The sequence below is a fragment of the Caldicoprobacter sp. genome (genome assembly GCF_047459465.1).
Taxonomy (GTDB): domain Bacteria; phylum Bacillota; class Clostridia; order Caldicoprobacterales; family Caldicoprobacteraceae; genus Caldicoprobacter.
This window is the reverse complement of the sequence record NZ_VSCO01000215.1, coordinates 1-1,958: the sequence shown is the minus strand read 5'-3', so window position 1 is coordinate 1,958 and position 1,958 is coordinate 1. Positions and strand designations below refer to the sequence as shown.

The 1,958-nt window shown below is 42.5% G+C and carries 3 protein-coding genes; all 3 read left to right on the top strand.

Annotated elements, in window-relative coordinates; genetic code table 11:
• Positions 1 to 122, top strand: a 122-nt coding sequence (locus FWJ59_RS09480) for a flagellin (RefSeq protein WP_414481684.1), incomplete at its 5' end; no start/stop codon positions are given.
• Positions 123 to 206: 84 nt separating this feature from the next.
• A complete protein-coding gene (locus FWJ59_RS09475) occupies positions 207 to 1,196 on the top strand; it encodes a GNAT family N-acetyltransferase (protein ID WP_414481683.1) in 990 nt (329 codons plus the stop codon).
• A 216-nt stretch (positions 1,197 to 1,412) separates the two neighbouring features.
• Complete coding sequence (locus tag FWJ59_RS09470; RefSeq protein ID WP_414481682.1) at positions 1,413 to 1,781, top strand: flagellar protein FlaG; 369 nt, start codon at positions 1,413 to 1,415, stop codon at positions 1,779 to 1,781.
• Positions 1,782 to 1,958 lie beyond the last annotated feature (177 nt).

Here is a 1,958-nt window from a genome sequence, read left to right as displayed (position 1 = left end):
ATGTAGATATGGCAAAAGAGATGATGGAGTTCACCAAGCAGACCATACTGCAGCAGGCTGCGACGGCCATGCTTGCACAGGCCAATCAGCTACCTCAGGCGGTACTTCAACTCCTCAGGTAAGCATAAGGACAGGACGACCAGAGGAATTTTCCTCTGGTCTTTTTTTATGTTTAGCGATAGAATTGTGATAGAAGGAGGAATACAATGGATATCAAAATACGAAGCGAGAGGATATCGGATTATAACAGCATAGCCAATATCAATTACGCGGCTTTTCTTGGATGGCGTCCGGATGATCAATTTATTTCGGAACACATCTTGGCGAGTCTGCTCAGGCACAATTCAATGTTTGATCCCGAATTATCTTTGGTTGCTGAACATGATGGGAGGGTTGTGGGGCATGTGCTTTTTTCTCCATTTAAATTTATAGTTCTTGGTCAAGAGCAGTTGGGAGTAGTATTGGGTCCCGTGGCTGTAATGCCGGAATTCCAGCGCAAAGGTATAGGGAGCATGCTTATAGAAGAGGGGTACAGAAAGGCAAGGGAGAAAGGATTTGCTTTTTCATTGCTTTGCGGACATCCAAATTATTACCCGAGATTTGGGTATAAGACAGGGATGTTTTCACTGTCAGGAACCAAAGTGAACATCAATGTGGAGAATTTTAACGGTGAAGGCTTTATGGATAGGCCTGTCAATGAGCAGGACATTTCATGGTTGGTGGAGGCTTGGAAAAACCAACATGGTACGGATGCACTTGCGCTTTTTCCGGGTGATAATATAACCGAATGGAGCAATCATGGCCTTAAATGCCGCTGTTCGGTTGTTATCAAAAATGACAGGATTTTGGGATATGTTAGGTACGTCAGGTCAAATATTTTGAATATAAAAGAATTGCTGGCAAAAGATGAGGATATTCCTGATATACTGGCTTACCTTGCATCGAAGGAATATAGTAAAGCCCAGGGAGAGATGCATGTTGCATTGCCTGCTGAAAAATTACAGATTTCACTTGGTAATTCCCATAATTTTGAGGTAGTTGATAGGCGGACTTCTAGTCAAGCCTTTATGATAAAGGTCTTAGATCAGGACAGCCCTATTGCGTCATATTGCGAACGGGTTGAAAAAGGGCTGCTGAAGCCTGGAATTATTGTTTTCCCCGTAATGTTTGACATTGATGAGGGGAGAACTGAATAGGTACTGAATAGGTGAAGATAATAGGTAGTTTATACTCATGGTTAAGTTGGGGGGAGAACTGCAATGGATGATATAATAAAGGAATTTTTAGATAGTGTCCGACAACAGTGTGAAAAGGTAAAGGAAAAGTACAAATATAGTCCAATTCTCTAAAGCTTTACACTCTCCCATCCGATAATATTAAATGAGAAATATGGACTAGAGGGGAGAGTTTTCATGCGCGTGGAAGGAGTATCGGTAATTTCAGTTGCAAAATCGGTACCCAGGGTTGGGCAGCAGGCGAGAGATGCTGGGCTTAAAGACATTGATGCCAATGTTCAAAGAATGTTAAAGGGCGATCCTTTGTTAGATAAAAATGTGTTTGAAGATGATATCATGAAGGCCGTTAAGCAGGCCAATAAAGTTCTTGAGGGGACAAACCGTCGTTTTGAGTATTCCGTCCATGAGCAGACAAATACCATAATGGTAAAGGTTATAGATACTGAGACAAACGAGGTAATACGCGAAATCCCTCCAGAGAAGATACTCAATCTGATTGCCAAGCTGTGGGAACTGGCTGGAATAATCGTGGATGAGAAGGTATAAGTCGCCAGATGAAAAGTATACATGAGAAAAGTTTGGAGGTGAAGGGATGGCTGTAAATTCTACTTCCAGCACGTATGGTTATAGCACGGGGATGCTACGCATAGGTGGACTGGTCAGCGGCCTTGATGTGGATTCCATTATTGAGCAGTTGATGCAGGTTGAGCAAACCAAAGTGGA